Genomic DNA, 4,196 nt, shown 5'->3' on the forward strand with positions numbered 1-4,196 from the left:
CGGCGATGTGGAACGAGCACTGCTCCTACAAATCCTCGAAGAAATGGCTGCGCACCCTGCCCACCGAGGGCCCGCAGGTGATCTGCGGCCCCGGCGAGAACGCGGGCGTGGTCGACATCGGCGACGGCCAGGCGCTGGTCTTCAAGATGGAGAGCCACAACCATCCCTCCTATATCGAGCCCTATCAGGGGGCGGCCACCGGGGTGGGCGGCATCCTGCGCGACGTCTTCACCATGGGCGCGCGGCCGATCGCGGCGATGAACGCGCTCAGCTTCGGCTCGCCCGACCATCCCAAGACCCGGAGCCTCGTCGCCGGCGTGGTGGCGGGAATCGGCGGCTACGGCAATTGCTTCGGGGTGCCGACCATCGGCGGCGAATTGCGCTTCCATGCCGCCTATGACGGCAATTGCCTGGTCAATGCCTTCGCCGCCGGGCTCGCGGAGGCGGATGCGATCTTCTATTCGGCGGCGAGCGGCGTCGGCATGCCGGTGGTCTATCTCGGCGCCAAGACCGGCCGCGACGGGGTCGGCGGCGCGACCATGGCCTCGGCCGAGTTCGACGAGACCATCGAGGAGAAGCGCCCGACCGTGCAGGTGGGCGACCCATTCACCGAGAAGCGGCTGATGGAGGCCTGCCTCGAGCTGATGACCACCGGGGCGGTGATCTCGATCCAGGACATGGGGGCGGCCGGGCTGACCTGCTCGGCGGTCGAGATGGGCGACAAGGGGGACCTCGGCATCCGGCTCGATCTCGAGCGGGTGCCGGTGCGCGAGAAGGCGATGACCGCCTATGAGATGATGCTCTCCGAGAGCCAGGAGCGCATGCTAATGGTGCTGCGCCCGGAGAAGGAGACCGCGGCGCGGGCGGTCTTCGAGAAATGGGATCTCGATTTCGCCATCGTCGGCGAGACGATCCCCGAGGACCGCTTCCTCATTCGGATGAACGGCGAGGTCATGGCCGACCTGCCGCTCAAGGCGCTCTCCGGGGCGGCGCCGGAATACGACCGGCCCTACGTCGAGACGCCCGCGCCCCCTGCCCTCGGCGCGATCCCCGAGATCGATCCCGCCGCGGCGCTGCTTAGGCTCGTCGCCAGCCCGAACCATGCCAGCCGGGCCTGGGTCTGGAGCCAGTACGACCACATGGTCATGGCCGATACCGTGGTGGTGCCGGGCTCCGACGCGGGCGTGGTGCGCGTGCACGGCACCGGCAAGGCGCTGGCCTTCACCTCCGACGTGACGCCGCGCTATTGCCGCGCCGATCCGGAGGCCGGCGGCAGGCAGGCGGTGGCGGAGGCTTTCCGCAACCTCACCGCCAGCGGCGCACGGCCGCTGGCCGCCACCGACAACCTCAATTTCGGCAATCCCGAGCGCCCGGAGATCATGGGCCAGTTCGTCGGCTGCATCCGCGGCATCGGCGCGGCCTGCGAGGCGCTGGACATGCCGATCGTCTCGGGCAATGTCAGCCTCTACAACGAGACCGACGGGCGGGCGATCCTGCCGACGCCGACCATCGGTGGCGTGGGGCTCATGGCCTCGCTCGACGAACTCATCCCCATGGCGCCGCGCGAGGGCGACGCGCTGGTGCTGATCGGCGAGACCCGCGGCCATCTCGGCCAGTCGGCGCTGCTCGCCGAGATCTTCTGCCGCGAGGAAGGCGCGCCGCCGCCGGTCGATCTCGAGGCCGAGCGCCGCAACGGCGAGTTCCTGCGGGCCGCGAAGGCCGCGGGCCTGGTCGCGGCGGCGCATGATCTCGCCGACGGCGGGCTGGCGCTCGCCGCCGCGGAGATGGCGATCGCGGGATCGGTCGGGGTGACGCTGGAGGCCGAGCCTTCGCTCGGGGCGCTGGCCTGGTTCTTCGGCGAGGACCAGGCGCGCTATCTCGTGGCCTGCGCCCCGGAGAGGGTCGCCGATCTACTGGCACGCGCCGGGTCGGCCGGGGTTCCGGCCCGGGCCGTCGGGCGGGCCGGCGGCGGGGCGGTCGCGCTGGGCGCGGCCTCCGTGGCGCTCGCGGAGCTCGCCGCGCGCCATGGCGAGGGCCTGACAATATTGCTTGACTGACCCTTGCGGCCCCCCGGCCCGGACTCTAGATGTCGCGGGAGACCGTAGCGGCGGAGGGGAGCCCCATGGCCATGGAAGGCGCCGACATCGAGCGGCTGATCCGCGAGGCCTTTCCCACGGCGGTCGTGGAGATCACCGATCTGGCCGGGGACGGCAACCATTACGCGGCCACCGTGACGGCGGAGGAATTCCGCGGCCTCAACCGGGTGAAGCAGCATCAGCTGGTCTATGCCGCGCTGCGCGGGCGCATGGACGGCTCGAACGGCGAGCTCCATGCCCTCGCCCTGACAACCAAAGCACCGGAGAACTGACGATGACCGACGCCGTGACCGACCCGGCCCATGACGCGATCAGGGCCGATATCGAGGCCAACGACGTGGTGCTCTTCATGAAGGGCACCTCGCAGATGCCGCAATGCGGATTCTCGAGCCGGGTCGCGGGGGTGCTCAACTACATGGGCGTCGCCTATAAGGACGTGAACGTGCTCGCCGACGAGGCGATCCGCAACGGCATCAAGAGCTTCTCCGACTGGCCGACGATCCCGCAGCTCTATGTCAAGGGCGAGTTCGTGGGCGGCTGCGACATCGTCACCGAGATGACGCTCTCGGGCGAGCTCGACGCGCTCTTCGCGAAAGAGGGCATCGCCTACGACAAGGACGCCGCGGAGAAGATCCGCGAAGCGAATAAGTAGCGCCAGCGAACCGCAGACCCTTAGCCGCCCCTTGGGCGCCGTCCCGCGGCGGGGCTTCCGGAGAAGGCCGCGCCCCGCGCCGCCCGCGCCTCTTCCCTCGGAGGCGCAAGCCGCAGGGCGAGGGAGGTGCATCACCACCGCTTAAAGATCAGGACGGGTAGGCCCGATCGACACCGGTCGATCGGGCCGGGGACATCCGGCGCGGCGGGGCGATACGACATCCGGGTGAAGCGATCGGACCAAGGATATTCCGAACCGGCAAAGAGGGAAACGCGTTACCGTCGGGCGGCGATCCACCCGGGCTCAACAACAGGAGCGCATTTGCGCCTCTATTTCAACCGGTTGCCCAATCCGGTGGGCATTGTTGCATGGAATGGGGTCGGCTCGGATCGCCCCTTTCCCGCTTTCTTCAACCGATCCTGATGCTTCTGGGCATGTCAAGGGCAGTGAAGCGGTTGATGCAGCGCACGGCGACGGCGGCTTCGACCTTCTGACGGTCGAAGGTGCGCGAGCGGAGGCTCGGGCTGATCAGCGTCTTGTAGCGCAGCATCGCGGTCTCGGCGAGGGAGCGGCGGTGGTAGCCGGTCTCCGCCTTCCAGGTGTCGCGCCCGACCTCGGCGATGCGATCCACTGCCGCGCCGCGGGTTGGGGGCACCTCCTTGCGTCCCGGTGGCGGGAGGATCGCCGCGCCCTTGCGCGGCGGGATCACCGGCTGCGCGTCGCGGGCGAGGATGGCGGCATGGCAGTCGAAGCTGTCGTAGGCCTTGTCGGCGCAGACCGCGGCGATCGGCGCGTCGGTGCGGGCGAGCAGGCCCTCGAGTTCGGCGCCGTCGTGGACCTCGCTCGCGGTCAGGGCGTGGGCGACGAGCGCGCCGGTTCGGGTGTCCACCGCCAGGTGCAGCTTGCGCCAGACCCGGCGCCGGTTCGGCCCATGCACGCGGACCTTCCACTCGCCCTCGCCGTGGACCTTGAGCCCGGTGGCGTCGACAGCGAGGTGCAAGGGGCCACCGGAGGGGCGCGCGAGCTTCGGGACGGTGAGCGTGGCGGCGCGACGAGAGAAGGTGGAATAGTGCGGCACGGTGATCTCCAGCCCGAGCAGCCGCGTCAGATCGTGCAGGAAGCCCTGGGTCTGGCGTAGCGTCAGCCCGAACACCGCCCGCAGACTGAGCGCGCAGAGGATCGCCATGTCGCTGTAGCGCCACCCCTTGCCGCCCGCTGCCCCCAGCCGGCGACCACCGCCTCGTCGATCCAGAGCGTGATCGCACCTCGCGCGACCAGCGCGCGGTTGTAGTCGCGCCAGTTCGTGATCCGGTAACGGGGCTTCGGCTTCGGGGCGGGGAGCTTGCGGATGCGCTGGACCATCCCAAGCGTGAATCACTTTCACCGCAAAAGAGGAATCTGGAGGCTTCTGTGAGGTCGCGCGGTCAGAAGACGCAGGCGCAGGGGCT

General features: G+C 69.7%; 4 protein-coding genes. 3 read left to right on the forward strand and 1 reads right to left on the reverse strand.

Features of this window, described 5'->3' with window-relative positions; translation table 11 throughout:
* The 3 genes from purL to grxD form a co-directional block, all read left to right on the forward strand.
* Nucleotides 1–2,057: phosphoribosylformylglycinamidine synthase subunit PurL (gene purL, locus V7050_RS18870; protein ID WP_324411022.1), on the forward strand; the 2,057-nt coding region annotated here is incomplete at its 5' end.
* A 65-nt stretch (nucleotides 2,058–2,122) separates the two neighbouring features.
* On the forward strand, nucleotides 2,123–2,368 hold the full coding sequence (locus V7050_RS18875) for a BolA family protein (protein ID WP_324370106.1): 246 nt from the start codon (nucleotides 2,123–2,125) through the stop codon (nucleotides 2,366–2,368).
* Nucleotides 2,369–2,370: 2 nt separating this feature from the next.
* Nucleotides 2,371–2,748 (forward strand): Grx4 family monothiol glutaredoxin, encoded by a 378-nt coding sequence (gene grxD / locus V7050_RS18880; protein ID WP_324370108.1) that lies wholly within the window; start codon nucleotides 2,371–2,373, stop codon nucleotides 2,746–2,748.
* A 409-nt stretch (nucleotides 2,749–3,157) separates the two neighbouring features.
* On the opposite strand, the gene V7050_RS18885 is transcribed toward grxD, so the two are convergent.
* Complete coding sequence (locus V7050_RS18885) at nucleotides 3,158–4,132, reverse strand: IS5 family transposase (protein WP_324370110.1); 975 nt, start codon at nucleotides 4,130–4,132, stop codon at nucleotides 3,158–3,160.
* Nucleotides 4,133–4,196 lie beyond the last annotated feature (64 nt).

This window comes from Amaricoccus sp., from assembly GCF_036846665.1.
Lineage (GTDB): Bacteria > Pseudomonadota > Alphaproteobacteria > Rhodobacterales > Rhodobacteraceae > Amaricoccus.